Source organism: Brevundimonas sp. (assembly GCF_036963785.1).
GTDB lineage: Bacteria > Pseudomonadota > Alphaproteobacteria > Caulobacterales > Caulobacteraceae > Brevundimonas.
The window spans coordinates 104,881-121,682 of the sequence record NZ_JBALUS010000003.1; the positions used below are offsets into that span (position 1 = coordinate 104,881).

13 protein-coding genes and 1 riboswitch are annotated in these 16,802 nt (G+C 70.6%); of the genes, 9 read left to right on the plus strand and 4 right to left on the minus strand.

Translation table 11 applies throughout. The features are described from left to right. Positions 1–47: 47 nt before the first annotated feature. From V7672_RS07205 to V7672_RS07220, 4 genes are read left to right on the plus strand one after another with little or no spacing between them, the layout of a single operon-like run. Positions 48–1,319 (plus strand): pentapeptide repeat-containing protein, encoded by a 1,272-nt coding sequence (locus V7672_RS07205; RefSeq protein WP_335623918.1) that lies wholly within the window; start codon positions 48–50, stop codon positions 1,317–1,319. Continuing rightward, positions 1,316–2,545, plus strand: coding sequence for a pentapeptide repeat-containing protein (locus tag V7672_RS07210; RefSeq protein WP_335623919.1), 1,230 nt, complete (start codon positions 1,316–1,318; stop codon positions 2,543–2,545). The genes V7672_RS07205 and V7672_RS07210 overlap by 4 nt, the downstream gene beginning before the upstream one ends. Positions 2,546–2,594: 49 nt before the next feature. Then, positions 2,595–3,254 carry a ribulose-phosphate 3-epimerase gene (rpe, locus tag V7672_RS07215; protein WP_335623920.1) on the plus strand — a complete coding sequence of 220 codons (660 nt, stop codon included), beginning with the start codon at positions 2,595–2,597 and terminating at the stop codon, positions 3,252–3,254. Beyond that, entirely contained in the window at positions 3,254–5,101 is a 1,848-nt protein-coding gene (locus tag V7672_RS07220) for a heparinase II/III family protein (RefSeq protein WP_335623921.1), read from the plus strand. The genes rpe and V7672_RS07220 overlap by 1 nt, the downstream gene beginning before the upstream one ends. 13 nt (positions 5,102–5,114) lie before the next feature. On the opposite strand, the gene V7672_RS07225 is transcribed toward V7672_RS07220, so the two are convergent. Beyond that, positions 5,115–5,504, minus strand: a complete 390-nt coding sequence (locus V7672_RS07225) for a hypothetical protein (RefSeq protein WP_335623922.1) — start codon at positions 5,502–5,504, stop codon at positions 5,115–5,117. Next, the gene (locus tag V7672_RS07230) at positions 5,504–5,848 is read right to left on the minus strand and encodes a DUF883 family protein (RefSeq protein ID WP_335623923.1); all 345 of its coding nucleotides are present in this window, start codon (positions 5,846–5,848) and stop codon (positions 5,504–5,506) included. The genes V7672_RS07225 and V7672_RS07230 overlap by 1 nt, the downstream gene beginning before the upstream one ends. Before the next feature lie 157 nt (positions 5,849–6,005). On the opposite strand from V7672_RS07230, the gene V7672_RS07235 reads away from it, so the two are divergent. The 3 genes from V7672_RS07235 to V7672_RS07245 all read left to right on the plus strand — a co-directional run bounded on the left by V7672_RS07235 (position 6,006) and on the right by V7672_RS07245 (position 8,306). Beyond that, positions 6,006–6,671 (plus strand): fumarylacetoacetate hydrolase family protein, encoded by a 666-nt coding sequence (locus tag V7672_RS07235; RefSeq protein ID WP_335623924.1) that lies wholly within the window; start codon positions 6,006–6,008, stop codon positions 6,669–6,671. 7 nt (positions 6,672–6,678) lie between these two features. Beyond that, complete coding sequence (gene maiA / locus V7672_RS07240; RefSeq protein WP_335623925.1) at positions 6,679–7,311, plus strand: maleylacetoacetate isomerase; 633 nt, start codon at positions 6,679–6,681, stop codon at positions 7,309–7,311. A 77-nt stretch (positions 7,312–7,388) separates the two neighbouring features. After that, entirely contained in the window at positions 7,389–8,306 is a 918-nt protein-coding gene (locus tag V7672_RS07245) for an aldo/keto reductase (RefSeq protein ID WP_335623926.1), read from the plus strand. On the opposite strand, the gene V7672_RS07250 is transcribed toward V7672_RS07245, so the two are convergent. Beyond that, on the minus strand, positions 8,290–10,143 hold the full coding sequence (locus tag V7672_RS07250) for a TonB-dependent receptor plug domain-containing protein (RefSeq protein ID WP_335623927.1): 1,854 nt from the start codon (positions 10,141–10,143) through the stop codon (positions 8,290–8,292). The genes V7672_RS07245 and V7672_RS07250 overlap by 17 nt on opposite strands. Before the next feature lie 139 nt (positions 10,144–10,282). Further along, a riboswitch (cobalamin riboswitch) is annotated at positions 10,283–10,475 on the minus strand. A gap of 68 nt (positions 10,476–10,543) precedes the next feature. Between V7672_RS07250 and mutS the strand changes: the two genes are divergently transcribed. Then, entirely contained in the window at positions 10,544–13,273 is a 2,730-nt protein-coding gene (mutS, locus tag V7672_RS07255) for a DNA mismatch repair protein MutS (RefSeq protein WP_335623928.1), read from the plus strand. 8 nt (positions 13,274–13,281) lie between these two features. Further along, the gene (gene glnD / locus V7672_RS07260; protein ID WP_335623929.1) at positions 13,282–16,092 is read left to right on the plus strand and encodes a [protein-PII] uridylyltransferase; all 2,811 of its coding nucleotides are present in this window, start codon (positions 13,282–13,284) and stop codon (positions 16,090–16,092) included. Here the strand turns inward: glnD and rph are convergent. After that, complete coding sequence (gene rph / locus V7672_RS07265; RefSeq protein ID WP_335623930.1) at positions 16,001–16,717, minus strand: ribonuclease PH; 717 nt, start codon at positions 16,715–16,717, stop codon at positions 16,001–16,003. The two genes, glnD and rph, sit on opposite strands and share 92 nt — an antisense overlap. Between the last annotated feature and the right edge of the window lie 85 nt (positions 16,718–16,802).

Sequence of the window (16,802 nt, forward strand, 5' to 3'; positions counted from 1 at the left end):
GCCGGACAGCAAACCTTCCTTAAGCGTAATCGTGTCAGCGTGCGGCCATGGCCCAGGCTGCTGAACCTGTCGCACGGCGACGGCTGACCCAGAGCGAGGTGGACGCGATCTGCGCCCGCCACGATCGCCTGTGGCAGGCCCGGCCCGGCGGAGCGCGGGCGGTGTTCGCCTGGATGGACCTGAGCGGGCTGGACCTGAAGGGTCGAAATCTGGCCGATGCCGATTTTTCCGCCGCCGATCTGACGGGCTGCGACCTGTCGGGGGCGCGCCTGGACAATGCCACCTTCTTTGGCGCGGACATGCAGGATGTGATGCTGGCCGAGGCGTCCATGCGGCGCTCCGACCTGCGGGGGGCCTGTCTGAGGGGCGCCGATCTGACGGGGGCCGACCTGTTCGAGGCGGATCTGCGCGAAGGCACCATTGCCGCCGCCGATGCCCGCATGGGTTTCCGTGTCATCGAAGCCCGGGCCCGGCATGAGACCCAGGCCCACGGGGCCTGTCTGGCCGGGGCCAATCTGGAGCGCTCGCGCCTGACCGGCGTGGTCGCCGTGGCCGCAGATTTTACCGATGCGGTGATGAAGGACTGCAAACTGGTGCGGGCCAATCTGAAACAGGCCAGCTTCAGGGGGGCCGATCTGGCCGGGGCCGACCTGTCCGGCGCGGACCTGTCAGGGGCGGACCTGCGCGACGCGGTGCTGGTCGGCGTCAACCGCCAGTCCTGGCGGACGGACGGCGCCCGTATGGAAGGCAGCCTGACCGATGACCGGTCTTCCGGTGATCCGGTGTCGCGCCTGCCGGCCGCCGACATGCTGCGCGACCATGCCCTGTGGTGCGAAACCGGGGGAGTCGAGGGCAAGCCCTCCGTGTTCGACAGCGTCGACCTGCGCTCGCTGAAGTCGATCCGGGGTCTGAACCTGACGGCGCTGTCGGCGCGCGGTGCGATCTTCTATGGCCTGGACATGGAGGGGGTGCAGATGCAGGGCGCTCATCTGGAAGGGGCCGACCTTCGCGCCTGTAGCCTGCGGGGGGCCGACCTGCGCGGGGCGCGACTGGCCGGAGCGCGGCTGAACGGCGCCGATCTGCGTCAGGCCCAGTTGGGGCCTCTGCTGTTGTCCGCCGACCGAATTCTGCCCGCCGATCTGACCGGCGCCATCCTGCGCGGGGCGGACCTGTCGGGGGCGGACCTGAGAAATGGCCGTCTGACCGGGGCCGACCTCAGCCGGGCGCGCCTGCATGGGTGCCAGATGCGACTGACCGATCTGTCCGGCGCTGTCCTGACCGGGGCGCTGGGCCTGAATTCCGAAGGAATACCTGCATGAGTTTCACGCGCCGCGCCCTCGGACAAGGTGATGTGGAGATGCTGGTCATGGCGCATGAGCGCTTTGTCGAAGGCCGGGCAGGCGGTCGGCGGCTGGCGCTCAAATTCATGGCCCTGGACGGGCTCAATCTGGCGGGACGCAATCTGGAGGAAGCCGACTTTACCGGCTGTTCCCTGCGGGGGACGAAACTGTCCGGCGCGCGACTGAACCGCGCCGTCCTGTTCTGCTGTGACCTGCGCGAAGCCGATCTGAGCAGTGCCCAGCTGGCGCGTGCCGATCTTCGCGGGGCCTGTCTCAGGGGCGCGGATCTGGCGCGGGCGGACCTGACCCAGGCGGATTTCCGCGAGGGCGTGATCGCCGTCCCGCACGCGACCAAGGGGCTGTCATCGGTCAAGCACGAGACCCATCAGGGCAATGCCGACGGCGCCAGCTTCACCGGGGCCACGCTGAACGGGGCAACCCTGGAGGGCTTCAGCGCCTTCAAGGTCGACTTTACCGACTGCGCCATGAAGGACACCCGCCTGACCCGCGCCAACCTCAAGGACGCCGACCTGTCGGGCGCCATGATGGAAGGGGCCGACGTCGGGGGGGCCAATCTGTCAGGGGCCCGCATGATCGGCGCGGTCCTGACCCATGTCGCCTTTGACACGGCGCGTACGGAACGGACCGACATGACCGGCTGTCTGCGCGAGCCGACGCTGGAGGCCATTACCGAGGCCGATGCCCTGCTGGAGCAGGCGCTGGATGCCAATGCCTGGGCCGAAAGCGGCGGGGTGCTGGGCGCGCCGGCCAATTTCGAGGGCAAGGACCTTCGCCCGCTGGGGGCCCGGCTGAAGGGGCTGAAGCTGCCTGCGCTCAATGCCAAGGGCGCCTGCCTGGTCGGCATGGACCTGTCGGACGTGGCACTGCAGGGCGCCAATCTGGAGGGGGCGGACCTGAGGGGCTGTAACCTTCGCGGGGTAGATCTGCGGGGCGCGCGCATGATGCGCGCTCTCCTCAGCCACGCGGATCTGGACGGGGCGCTGCTGGCGGCCCTGCCGCTGGGCGGGGGGCGGTCGATGCCGACCAATCTGTCGGATGCCGGGCTGCGCTATGCCCGTCTGGTCGCCACGGACTTTACCGGGGCGGTGATGGACCGGGCCGACCTGACCGGGGCCCGGATGGACGACGCCGTGCTGAGCGATGCCCAGCGCGCCAGCCTGACGATGCGGCGCGCCGCCGCCTGAGACATGCGCGGGTCTTGCTCCGGGGCGGGCCTCGGCCTATCCCGGGGCCATGAGCGCACCCCTGATCTGTCCGTCCATACTGGCCTCTGACTTTGCCCGGCTGGGCGAGGAGGTCGCTGCCCTGGAGGCCGCGGGCGCCGACTGGGTCCATGTCGATGTCATGGACGGCCATTTCGTACCCAATCTGACCATCGGCCCGGACGTGGTGAAGGCGCTTCGCCCCCACACCCGGCTGCCGTTCGACGTGCACCTGATGGTGGCGCCGGTCGATCCGTGGCTGGAAGCCTATCACAAGGCCGGGGCCGATGTGCTGAGCGTGCATCCGGAATCCGGGCCGCACCTGCACCGGACGCTGGGCCGGATCCGGGAGCTGGGCGCCAGGGCGGGCGTGGTTCTGAACCCGGGGACACCCGTCGGGATTCTGGACGAGGTGATCGATCTGGTCGATCTGGTGCTGATCATGTCGGTCAATCCGGGCTTTGGCGGGCAGAAATTCATCCCGGCCTCGCTCGACAAGATCGCGCGGGTCCGCCAGCGGCTGGATGCCGCCGGATCGAAGGCCACCCTGCAGGTCGATGGCGGGGTGACGGCGGACAATGCGGCAGACTGTGTCGCCGCCGGGGCCGATGCGCTGGTAGCGGGCACGGCCGTATTCCGCGGGGGTCCGTCGGCCTATGCCGACAATATTGCGGCGCTGAAGGGCCGCTGATGGCGGGGATCGGCCCGTTCGCCAGGCCCGAGGCCTCGGTTCCCGAAGGCCAGATTCCCGGCCTGCGCGGGGCACCGCCCCGGACGCCGGTCAGGCCGTCGGGCGCCCGGCCCGGTGCCCGTATTTGGCCGCTGGTAATCGGGCGGTTGATGACCCGCCAGATCTGGATCGAGCTTTATGGCCTGCCCGGCTATGGCCAGACGCTGAAGGGCAGGCCCTGGGGGCTGAAGCCCTCGGCCTTTGCGGCCACACCCCGCGATTTTCGCCCGCTTGAGGCCCCCGGCGCCGGCAAGCCCATCCTGCAGGGGCGCTTTACCCTGGCCGGGATCAGCCTGGATGTCCCCGCCCCTCAGGACCCGTGGGACCGGGCCAGTCCGTCGCGCGGCTTTGCCGAGGCGCTCCACAGTTTCGACTGGCTGCCCGCCCTGATGCAGGAGGGCGAGGCCGGGGCGCGCGAGGCGCTGCGGCTGACTCTGGCCTGGGGGCGGGTGTTTCACCGTTGGGCGCCGTTTGCGTGGGACCCCGACCGGATGGCCCGGCGACTGCTGCATCTGGCCCCGGCCCTTCGGCGCATGGGGGCCGTCGCCACCGATACCGAGCGCGGCCTGCTGGCCGTGCTGGTCGCGCGGCAAGCCCGTCAGCTATTGCGCCCCCCGGGGCCGGCGGCGGGAGCGGCGACCCGGGCCGTGGCCGTGGCTGTCACCGGATGTGCGCTGGCCGGTATGTCCGGAGCGCGCCTGCGCCGGCGTGCCCTGAAGCGGCTGCCGCGGGCCCTGTCGCGCACGCTGAGACCCGACGGTGCCCATATGTCGCGCAGCCCGGAAGCGGGGCTGGAGCTGCTGTTTGATCTGTTGACGCTCAAGGACGGGCTGACGCAGCTGTCCGAGCCGGTGCCCGAACCGCTGGAGGCCGCACTGCAAAGGCTTGCGGTCGCGACTCAGGCCCTCACCCTGCCCGACGGGCGTCTGCCGGGCGTTCACGGGGGCGGGGTCTCGACTGCAGCACGGGTGACGGCGGCCCTGTCCGCTGCCGGACTGGCCCCGGTCGCCGAGACGACCTCGACCGCCCCGCCCCAACCCCCTGTGGGGGGTCTGGCGCGGATGCGGAGCCCCTTGCTCAGCCTCGTGGTCGATGTCGAGGCACCGCCGCGCGGGGCCTGGACCGAGGCGGCCTGCGCCCAGCCGCTGGCGCTGGAAATTGTCTGTGGTCGCGACCGGCTGATCACCGGCTGTGGGTGGACGCCCCGGGCCTTCGAACGTCAGGGGCTGAGGCTGACGCCGGGCCATTCGACCCTGACCCTCAGCGAGACCTCGCTGGGTGAACCTCTGGGCGGCTGGCAGGCCGACCTTCTGGGGCCTCGCCTGTTGACCCGGCCCTACGCCGTTCATCATGAGGAGCGGCAGGGTGACGGCGCCCTGTGGCTGGAAGCCCAGCATGACGGCTGGGCGCCGCTGACGGGTCTGGCCCACCAGCGTCGTCTGTATCTGGATCAACGGCTGGATGAGTTGCGCGCCGAGGAACGCCTGTTCCCGGCCGACCATGCCCCCAGCCCGCCGCCGGTTCTGGCCGCCCCCTATGCCGTGCGGTTCCAGCTGGAGCCGGGCGTGCAGGCGTCTTTGGCGCGCGACCGGCGCTCGATCCTGTTGCGCGGCCACTCGGGGCGGGGATGGTGGTTCCGCACCGACGGGCCCGATGTCGCCATCGAGCCTTCGGTACACAGTGTCGAGGGTCAGACGCGGCGCGCCCTGCAGATCGTCGTCCGGGGCTCCGCCCGCACGGACGCGGAAACGCGCATCCGCTGGAAACTCAATCCCGCAGGCGCGTCAGGCGATCCGGTGGTGGAATAGGGCCGCGGTCGCCTCAGCGATGACGGCTCTTTTCGGTGAAGGCGGCCGCCACCATGGTGGCCAGCGCCGGATTCCGGAGGAAGATGAACCCGCCTGCCAGCGTCGCAACCGAGGCCAGGATGGGCCGGTTGCGGAACAGCTGGAAAGCCCGGCCGGCAAGACCGTCCGTGAGGCTGGACTCGTCTTCTTCGTCGTCACCCTCGGCCTTCTTGAGGAAGACCATAACCACGGCGAGCGCCGCCAGGGCGAACAGCAGGAACGTCACGGCTGCTGCCGCCATGGGCACGATCACCACGGACAGGGCGAAGAAAACCACCGCCCCGAAACAGAGCACGGCAACGAATGCGGCTCCGGCCGCCACCGCAACGGCGACGGCCTTCTTGACGAGTCCGCGTCCCAGCATCAGTGGCGACGACCGGCCAGCAGCATGCCGATCACAACGCCGATGCCGAGCGCGATACCGGTCGATTGCATCGGACGCTCCTGCACCCGCTCGACCAGATAGCGCTGGGCTTCGTCGAAGCGCTCAGCGGCATCGTCATAATATTCGCGGCCGCGCACGCGGGCCTGCTCATAATAGGCTTCGGCCTGACCGCGGACTTCGTCTGCCTTGTTGCGCAGGCGGGCCTCGGCGGCCTCGGCACGGGCACGCAGGCGTTCACCCTCTTCGCGGGCCCCCACCTTGATGTCTTCCTTGAGGGTTTTCAGGTCGTTCTTGATGTCTTCGCGGGCCTTTGTGGTGGCCATGGTGACGCTCCCGGTCTGTAAGCTTGACGATAGTAAGAGATATAAGGAGCCAACGCTACCGACGCCAGCGGGTTCCCGCATTGCAGCATGAACGGCGACCCTCGCGCAGACTGTCGGGCCGTTGCGGAGGTCGAAGACCCGCCTTAAGCGTGACGCCATGATCCAGTGGCTGATCCCCCCGCCCGAGACCCCGTCCCTGCCCGTCGCTGACAGCGCCCGGCGCTATGCCGTCCGGCGGATCCTGTGCGTCGGCCAGAACTATGTCGACCATGCCCGCGAAATGGGGGCCGACCCGGATCGGCCGGCGCCGTTCTTCTTCTCCAAGCCGGCCATGGCGCTGGTCACCGATGGCGGCGATCCGCTGTTTCCGTCGATGACCGGAAACCTGCACCACGAGGTCGAACTGGTGCTGGCGCTGGGCGAGGCGGCCGAGATCGTCGGCTGGGCGGTCGGGTGTGACCTGACCCGCCGCGACCTGCAGGCCGAGGCCAAGGCCAGGGGCCGCCCCTGGGACGCGGCCAAGGGGTTCGATCAGTCCGCGCCCTGCGGCGCCCTGACGACCGGACCCGGACCGGATGCCGCCTCGGCCATCCGGCTGTCGGTCAATGGGGAGGGGCGTCAGTCGGCGCGCCTATCCGACATGATCTGGGCCCCGCATGAGATTGTGGAGCAGGCCGCGCGCCTGTGGGACCTGGGCCCGGGCGATCTGATCTTTACCGGCACGCCGGCCGGGGTGGGGCCGGTTCAGACCGGCGACCGTGTCGAGGCTGTGATAGAAGGGCTTGCGCCCTTGTCCTTCACCATGGGGCCGCCCCGGAGCTGAGGTTTTCATGATCCTGCACGGCTATTTTCGATCGGGCACCAGCTACCGGACCCGTATCGCGCTCAATCTCAAGGGGCTGAGCTATGAGACGCGCGGCATTGACCTGCGCACCGGGGCCCAGAAGTCCGACGCCTATCTGGCGCTCAACCCGCAGGGGATGGTGCCGGCGCTGGAGACGCCCGAGGGGGTGCTGGTGCAAAGCCCGGCCATTCTGGAATGGCTGGAAGAGCGCCATCCGCGACCGCCCCTGTTGCCCGATACGGCGATGGACCGGGCCACGGTGCGGGCCATGGCGGCCGTCATCGGATGCGACATCCATCCGCTCAACAATCTGAGGGTGCTGAAGGCCCTGCGCAGCCAGTTCGAGGCGGATCAGGCGACGGTCGACGCCTGGGCCGGGCGCTGGATCACGCCGGGGTTCGAGGCGCTGGAGACCCTGGTCGGGCGGAACGGTGCAGGCTGGAGCTTTGGCGACACGCCCGGTCTGGTCGACTGCTATCTGATCCCGCAGATCTATTCCGCGCGCCGGTTCAATGTGCCGCTGGAGGCCTTTCCGCGTCTGCTGGCGATCGAGGCGGCCGCAGCCGATCACTCCGCCTTCATCGCCGCCCACCCGGACCGGCAGCCGGACGCAGACTGACCGGAAAACAGCGTGCGGTAAGGTTCTGGCAAACTCTCGGTGAGGCGCCCTTAAACATTCGGCGTCAGGATCGTCGGGTGAGTTCAGAGATTTCCGCCCCTCCCGCCGCCCAACTGGCGCTCGCCGTGGTCCCCGCTGCCCCGCGCGAGGCTGTGGGTGGCGCGTTGTCGCGCGAGACCGGCCTTGCCCAACTGCTGCAGACCGCCGCGGACGGCGGCATTCGCCGCATCCTGACCCGGCCCGAGGGTGATGACGAACGCACCCTGTGTCAGGCCTGGCCCTTCCCCTCCCCCTTTCAGGTATCGGTGACGACGCTGGATGCCAGCGAAGGCCCCGACCGGATCGAGGCCCGGGCCCGCCGGTCGCTGGAGCGCCTGGGTCTGCCGCGCGGTGATGTGCTGCTGGTCCGCGATGGGCGCGATCTGGCCGGAGCCGAGGGCCGCACCCTGTGGGAGCGTCTGGTCGCCCTCAAGGATCGTGGCCTGTTCCGGCGCATCGGCATCCGCACCCGGCTGGAGGACAGTCCGGTGCTGGTGGCGCGGCGCTTTCAGCCCGATCTGATCCAGCTGCCGCTCAACATTCTGGACCAGCGCGCGCGCCGCGACGGCGTACTGGCGGCGCTCGCCGAACAGGGGGTGGCGGTGCAGCTGGCCTCGGTTCTGGCCAATGGGCTGCTGTTTGCCGGGTCGGACGAAATGGTCGGGGCTTCGGCGGCCGACGTCGTTCTGCTGTCGCGCCTGCGCCGGCGTCTGGCCGAAGCGCGCCTGGACCCCATGCAGGCCGCGCTGGCCTATGCCGCCGACAGCCTGATCGGCATGGCCGAGGGCTCAAGCCTTTTGGCCTGTGTCACCTCGGCCGCCGAGACCCGCGCCCTGCTGGCCGCCGTCAATGCGGCCCGGCCCGCTCTGGACTGGACGGTCTTCGACCAGGGCGGACGGCTGGCGGCGACCGGGGATACGGCCGCCGCCTTTTCCGGCGTCAGTAGCGCAGCCTGATCCCGAGGGCGACGGTCCGCCCCGGCTCGCCATAGCCCCGTAGCGACTGCCAGCGCTCGTCAGACAGATTGTCGACCCGGGCGGTCAGCTCGACCTGATCCGTCAGCGCATAGCCGAGGTTGAGATCGGCGGTGACAAAGCCGTCGCGCGTACCACCCGAGTCCGGCATATCGCCTTCGGCCCGGACGGTCAGGCGTCCGCTCAGCCGCGCGCCGCTATAGCCCAGACCGACCGTGCCCGCGTGTTCCGGCACCCGCAGCAGGGCCAGACCCGTGGTGTCGTCCCGGGCATCGGTCCAGCCATAGGTCAGGCTGAGGTCAAAGCCCCCGCCCAACAGGGCGCGCCCCTCCAGCTCGATGCCCTCGGTGCGGGTGCGGTCCAGATTGATATAGACGCTGTCAAAGGTCAGCGGATCGAAGCGGTAGATGATCTGGTCCTCGATGGTCAGGCGATAGACCGTCAACCGCCCCGTCAGGCCGCCGCCCGGACTCTGCCAGCCGAGGGCCAGCTCGGCCCCCTCGGCGTGCTCCGGCTTCAGCGCCGGGAAGGGATCGGCGGAGAAGCAGAAGTCACAGACCGACTGGCTCACCGTCGGGGCCTTGAAGCCTGTGCCGAAGGCTCCTGAGAGGCCGAAGCCCGCGCCGAGGTCAGCATGGGCGGTCAGCCGGCCCGTGGTCGCGGCGCCGAAATCATCGGTATCGTCATGGCGAAGCGCCGCGCCGACCGTGACGCGGGAGGTCATCGGAAACAGCACGGTGCCATAGACCGAGCGGGTGCCCAGATCGTCGGACAGGCCGCTGTCGAGGTCGGCGGACTCCGCGCGCCGCTCCAGCCCGGCCGCCCAACTGAGGCGGCCCTCGCCGCCCGTGCCGTCCATGTCCCAGCGCCAGACCTGCCGGTCGGCCTCGAACCGGTTGGCAAAGTCGGAGCGGGTCTCGCGCGCGATGTCCGATGCCGCCAGCGTCAGCCGGTGACGCACCCCGCCGGTCCGGACCGACAACCGCCCGTGGCCTGACCAAGCCTCGCTTTTCGACACATCGTCGGTGTCGCCCAGCACATAGGCGGGGGCGGGATAGCCATCGATCTCGACCCGGCTTTGCGTCCAGCGCAGGGCGCCGTCCAGCTCGACCCCGGCGCGCGGCGTGATCCGGCCCTTGAGCCCCGCCGTCAGGGTCTCAAAGCCGTCGTCCTCGGTGCCGGCGACGGCGGCCGAGACCCCGTCGGTGCGGAAGCCGGAGACGCTGAGCCCCAGCGCCCCCCGCTCTCCGGCCCGGCCCACGGACAGAGCGCCGCGTCGGGTATTCAGGGAGCCCGCCTCCAGATCGGCGCGGACGCCGTCGACCTCGCGCGTGGTCAGGGCCACGACCCCGCCGATGGCATCCGACCCCCACAGCGAGGACTGGGGCCCCGACAGGACCTCCATCTGCGCGATGTCGGACAGGCTGAGGCTGGAAAAGTCATAGGCGCCGTTGATCTCGGCCGGATCATTGACCGGCACACCGTCGATCAGCACCAGGGTCTTGCCGGGGCTGGCTCCGCGCAGGCGCAGCTGGGTCAGGCCGCCGAAGGGTCCGGTGCGGGTCACGGCCGCGCCCGGCACCTCGGCCAGCAGGTCGGCGGCAAAGATCGCGCCGCGCGCCTCGATATCGGCCTTGGTAAACACCCGGGCGCCGGGGGTCTCGGCTTCCGGCTGCGGCAGGCGGGTGGCGGTGACGATCACCTCCTCCAACTCCACCGGATCGCCGGGATCGCCGGGGCCGGGATCATGGGCAAGGGCGGGGGGGCTCGCGCACAGGCACAGCACCGCCAGCGATGCCGTCGTCATCAGATGTCTCATGGACAGTCTCCGTCGGCCCGGCGGCAGCGCGCGACGGGCGTTCAAGGTGCGACCGATCCCGACCCCCGGATGGGGGGCCGGCGCTGGGATCGGGTCGCTTCGACGGAAGTCCCGCGCCTCTGTCTGGTCCCGGACAGAAGACGAGCGACATCGGCGGCCAGGTCTCCTGGCTTGCGGATCGACAGCCGCCGCCCTCGCCTTCCCGAACCGTCCGAAGACCGCTCAGTGACGCCGGGATTGCTCCCGGACCGGACGACGGCCTGGCCGCCTACAGTTGCGGGCACAGCCGCGGTTTTGGACCGCGTTCCCTTAACCGCCTGTCGCGCTTGTCGCAGCGCCCGTCGCGGCGCGCAAGAGACGCTTGAGACCGGGCGCGCGATCCGTCACCCTGTGGCGAGGCATGAACCGTCCGCTTTCCCCACCCCCCGTCGCCGAACAGCCGGTGCGCTCCACAGAGGGCGCGACCCCGGTCATGGCCCAATTCCTGGAAGCCAAGGCGGCCCAGCCGGATGCCCTGCTGTTCTTCCGCATGGGCGATTTCTACGAGCTGTTCTTTGAGGATGCCGAGGTGGCGGCGGGTGCGCTCGGGCTGGCCCTGACCAAGCGGGGCAAGCATCTGGGCGAGGACATCGCCATGGCCGGGGTGCCCGCCCATGCCATGGAAGGCTATCTGGCCCGGCTGATCCGGCAGGGCCACCGGGTGGCCATCTGTGACCAGACCGAAGACCCGGCCGAAGCGAAGAAACGGGGCTCCAAGGCCGTGGTCCGGCGCGAGATCGTGCGGGTCGTCACCCCCGGCACCCTCACCGAGGACAGCCTGCTGGATGCGCGCGGGGCCAACCGGCTGGTGGCGGTGACCCTGCGCAGTGGCCGGGCCGCCGTGGCCGCCGTCGAACTGTCGTCGGGCCGGGTGGAGACCGCCGTCTGCGACGCGGGCGATCTGGCCTCGACGCTCGTGGCCTTCTCGCCGTCCGAGATTCTGGTGCCCGACCGGCTATTCGGCGATGCCGACCTGGATCAGGCGCTGGCCACCGCCGGTGCGCCGGTCCAGCCGCTGGCCCAGGCGCTGGCCGAGCCCCGGGCCGCCGCCGAGCGGGTGGCGCGCCTGTATGGTGTGGCGACACTGGATGCCTTTGGCGCCTTTGAGCCGGTCGAGATTTCGGCGCTGGGCCTGATCGCCGCCTATCTGGAGACCACCCAGGTCGGGGTGGTGCCGGTGCTGTCGCCACCGCGCCGGTCTGTCGAGGGCCAGCATCTGGCGATCGACCCGGCCACCCGGCTGAGCCTTGAGATCGACCGCACCCAGAGGGGGGAGCGGACGGGGTCGCTGCTGGACACGCTGGACCGGACCGTCACCGCCGGCGGGGCGCGGGCGCTGGCCGAACGGCTGGCCCGGCCGGGGCGCGACCCGGACCGCATCAACCGGGCGCTGGATGCGGTCGGCTGGCTGGTCGAGCACCGCAGTCTGAGAGGCGAGGTCCGCGACCTGCTGAAGGGGTCATCGGATACGGCGCGGGCCCTGACCCGGCTGGCGCTGGGACGGGGCGGGCCGCGCGATCTGGCGGCGATCCGGGCCGGGACGCGGACGGCCCAGGAACTGACCGCCCTGTTCGCCCGCCGGTCGGACCGGCTGGACCCGACCCTGCCCCATGATCTGGAGCGGGCGCTGGCGGCCCTGACGCCGGATGCGGCGTTGCAGGCCCTGCTGGCCGAACTGGACGAGGGTCTGGTCGAGGATCCGCCGCATCTGGCCCGCGACGGGGGACTGGTCGCCCCGGGACACCGGCCGGAGCTGGATCAGGCCCGCACCCTGCGCGACGACAGCCGCCGGGTAATCGCCGAGCTGGAGGCCCGGGCCGTGGCCGACAGCGGCATCCCCTTCAGGGTGCGCCATAATGCCGTGCTGGGCTATTTCCTCGAGGTGACGGCCAAACAGGCCGAACCGCTGATGCAGCGCGGCGCCGAAAGCCCCTTCATCCATCGCCAGACCCTGGCCAATCAGGTGCGGTTCACCACCGTCGAACTGTCCGATCTGGACGCGCGCATCACCCAGGCCGGGCACCGGGTGACGGCCATGGAGGTCGAGACCTTCGAGGGCTGGCGTGCCCGGGTGCGCGAGCTGGCGGCCCCGATTCAGGCGCTGGCCGATGCGCTGGGCTGGCTGGACGCCACCGCAGCCCTGGCCGAATGGGCGGAAGAGGTCGGCGCGGTCCGGCCGGATGTCGATGACGGGCTGGAGCTGTGCATCGAGGGCGGCCGCCACCCGGTGGTCGAGGCGGCCGTGCGGGCCGAGGGCAAGCCCTATACACCCAACGATTGCCGGCTGGACGGGGCGGGGGCGAACGGATGTCCGCGTCTGGCCCTGGTCACGGGGCCGAACATGGCGGGCAAGTCGACCTTCCTTCGTCAGGCGGCCCTGCTGGTCGTGCTGGCCCAGGCGGGGGCGTTTGTGCCGGCGCGCGCCATGCGGCTGGGCGTGGTCGATCGACTGTTCAGCCGGGTCGGCGCGGGGGATGATCTGGCCCGCGGCCGATCAACCTTCATGACCGAAATGGTCGAGACCGCCGCCATCCTCAATCAGGCCACCGACCGCAGCTTTGTCGTGCTGGACGAGATCGGGCGGGGCACGGCCACCTATGACGGTCTGGCCATCGCCTGGGCCGTGACCGAGGCCCTGCACGAAGCCAACCGCTGTCGCGCCCTGTTCGCCACCCACTATCACGAGCTGGCGCAGCTGGAGGGGCGGCTGGACCATCTGGCCAATCTGTCGCTGAGGGCCCGCGAGTGGAACGGCGATCTGGTGTTCCTGCACGAGGCCGTGGCCGGTCCGGCGGACCGCAGCTATGGCGTGCAGGTGGCCAGGCTGGCCGGGGTGCCGCCCGGCGTGGTCGCGCGGGCCCGGGCAGTTCTGGACCAGCTGGAGACCACGGGCGAGGCCGACAGCCGTCTGGATGACCTGCCGCTGTTTGCCATGGCCGAGCCCCCTGCCCCCGCGGCGGCGGTGGCCCCCCCCGCCATGGTCGCGGCGCTGGCAGAGCTGGAGCCCGATGACCTGAGTCCGCGCGAGGCGCTGGAGGCCCTTTATCGCCTGAAGGCCCTGTCGCGCGGTGCCGGCCCGGGCCGGCTCTGATCGGGATGGTGCCCGACCTGGACCCCGAGGTGATCGCGGCGCTGGAGGCCGCGGCCGCGACATCCCGGCCCCGGGCGGCGCTGGCCCCGGTGCTCGCCGAAATCCTGTCGAACGGACGGGCCAGGGCGGCCCAGCGTCTGGTGCAGGGCGCAGGCGGGGTCGAGGTGGCGCGCCTGTATGCCCGGGCGGCGGACCGCATGGTTCAGGCCCTGTGGTGGGTGACCACCGAGCACCTGTTCCCCGCTCCCAATCCGACCGACGCCCAGCGCCTCGCCCTGCTGGCGGTCGGGGGCTATGGCCGGGGGGTGCTGGCGCCGCATTCGGACCTCGACCTGATGTTCCTCAGGCCCTGGAAGTCGACCTCGCGCACCGAACAGGTGACCGAGTTCGTCCTCTATGTGCTGTGGGATCTGGGGCTGAAGATCGGCAGCACCTCGCGGTCGATGGACGAGGCCCTGTCGGTCGGCAAGTCGGACATGACGGTGCGCACCGCCCTGCTGGAAGCGCGGCCGCTGGCCGGGGACAGCGATCTGGCAGAGACCTTTCTCACGCGTTTCCGCCAGCAGGTGGAACGGGCCGATGCGCGGCCCTTCATCGCCGCCAAATTGGCCGAGCGGGAGGCACGGCACCAGAAGGTCGGCGCGGTGCGCTATCGGGTCGAGCCCAACGTCAAGGACGGCAAGGGGGGCTTGCGCGACCTCAACTGCCTGTTCTGGATCGCCCGGGGCCTGGCCCCGGACAGCCCGCTGGGCGAGACCGCGCTGGAGGACCTGCTGACGCGGCGCGAGCGGCGACTGTTTGCCGAGGCCTTTGATTTCCTGTGGCAGGTGCGCATCCACATGCACCGCATCGCCGACCGACCGGTCGAAGCCCTGACCTTTGACCTGCAGCCCGAGGTGGCGCGGCGCATGGGTTGGCGCGGACGCGGCGATGAGCCGGCGGTCGAGCGCTTCATGCGACGATACTTCCTCGTCGCGCGGGACGTCGGGGCCCTGACCCGGGCCATGAGCGCCCAGCTGGAGGCCCGCCAGCAGAAGAAGGCCGGCGGTCTGGTGCGGGGCCTGTCGGCCCTGTGGTCCGGGCGCGGCAAGCCGCTGGAGACGCCCGGCTTTCTGGTCGACCGGGGCCGGCTGAGCGTGACCGGACCCGAGGTGTTCGACGAGGACCCGACCCGGCTGCTGACCCTGTTCGTCGAGGCCGACCGGCTGGACCTGGACCTGCACCCCGACGCGTTTGCCGCCGTGACCCGGTCGCTGCCCCGAGTGACCCCGCGCCTGCGCCGAGACCAGGAGGCCAGCCGGGCCTTTCTGACGGTTCTGGCGCACGGGCAGCGGCCCTACCGGGTGCTCAGCATCATGAATGAGACCGGGCTGCTGGGGCGGTTCCTGCCGGAATGGGGGCGGATCGTCGGCCAGACCCAGTTCAACATGTACCACGCCTATACGGTCGACGAGCACACCCTGCAGGCCGTCGGCATCATCAATGACATCAAGCGCGGCAAGCTGAAGGACGACCATCCGCTGGCGTCCGAAATCATTCACCGGATCACCGATCCCGAAGTGCTGATGCTGGCCATGCTGCTGCACGATGTCGGCAAGGGCGGTGATCGCGGCCAGCTGGAGGACGGGGCGATCGCGGCCCGGCGGGCGTGCGAGCGGCTGGGCGTCGACAGTCGCCGGATCGAGCTGGTTACCTGGCTGGTGCGGCACCATCTGGCCCTGTCCGACTATGCCCAGAAGCGCGACGTGACCGATCCGGACACCGTTCAGGCCTGCGCCGATCTGGTCGGCGACCCCGAGCGGCTGCGGATGCTGCTGGTGCTGACCGCCGCCGATATCCGCGCGGTTGGCCCGGGCGTGTGGAACAACTGGAAGGGGCAGCTGCTGCGGGACCTCCATCGCCGGGTGCTGGCGGTGTTCAAGGGCGAGACGGTGGACGAGCCCGACCCGCTGGCGGCCTATCCCGAACTGGTCGCCCGGGCGCGCGAGACCGGCGCCGCCGCCGATGTTCTGGTCGACTGGGCCGCGGATCCGGCGGCAGAGCGGCACCCCCGCGCGGTGGGGCGGGCCACGACCCGGGTGGCTGTGGCCGCCGCCGACCGGCCCGGCCTGTTTGCGGCGCTTGCGCAAGCCCTGTCGCGGGCAGGCGCGGACATTGTCGGGGCACGGGTCGTGACGGCGCCCGACGGTCTGGCGCTGGATGTGTTCGAGGTGCAGGACGGCGCGGGCCTGCCCTATGGACAGGCCGAACCCCGCCGGCTGGAGCGGCTGATCCGGTCGCTCGAGGCCGCCGCCCGCGCGGTGCCGGAGGGCACCCCCGATGTGCCGGAGGAGGAGACGGTGATGACCGCCGTCAGCGCCCGTCGCGCGGCCTTTGACGTCCGGCCCGTTGTCATGATCGACACCACCGCCGCCAGTCAGGCGGTCGTCATCGAGGTCTCGGGCGCGGACCGGCCGGGCCTGCTGGCCGAACTGGCCACTGCCATCGCCGCCGAGGGGCTGTCGTTGCGCTCCGCCCACATCGCCAATTTCGGCGAGCGGGCGGTCGATGCCTTTTACGTCACCGATGCCGCGGGCCGAAAACCGACCCGGCGGGCCAAGCTGGACCGGCTGGCGGCGACGCTGGAGGCGGTGCTGGACCGGGCGCGCCTGCCCGATCCGTCACCCGGTCAGCGGCCCATCACCCCGGTGCGGGCCAGTGTGCGTGACGTCTCGGATCTGGGACGGCTCAGCGGCCGATCGCCTGACGCTGCAGGGCGAAAAGCGTCTCGCAGCCGCCGTGCGCCAGGGCGAACAGGCGATCGAACTCCGCACGGCTGAAGCCCCGCTTCTCGCCGGTCGCCTGGATTTCGACGATGCTGCCCGAACCCGTCAGGACAAAGTTGGAATCCGCCTCGGCGCTGGAATCCTCTTCGTAGTCGAGGTCGAGAACCGGGGTGTCATTGAACACGCCGCAGGAAATGGCCGCGACCTGGTCGGTCAGGGGATCGGTCTTGAGCACCCCCTCCTCGCGCAGATAGTCGAGCGCCGAGGCCAGCGCCACCCAGGCGCCGGTGATGGCGGCCGTGCGGGTGCCGCCGTCGGCCTGGATGACGTCGCAGTCGAGGGTCACCTGACGCTCGCCCAGGGCCTTGAGGTCGACGACGGCGCGCAGGCTGCGGCCGATCAGGCGCTGGATCTCCTGCGTCCGGCCCGACTGTTTGCCCGAAGCGGCCTCGCGACGGCCGCGGGTATGGGTGGCGCGGGGCAGCATGCCGTATTCGGCCGTCACCCAGCCCTGACCCTTGCCGCGCAGCCACGGCGGCAGGTGCTCCTCGACCGAGGCGGTGACCAGCACCTTCGTCTGGCCGAACGACACCAGACACGAGCCTTCGGCATAGCGATTGACGCCGGTTTCCAGGGTCACGGGGCGAAGCTGGTCGGGCGAACGGTCGGAAGGGCGCATGATGTCTCTTTTGCGTATTGGATGGGGTCGCGGGCGTGCTTATCCTGAAAGCGTGACCCTGTCCCGTTCCCAGATGCCAGAAGGC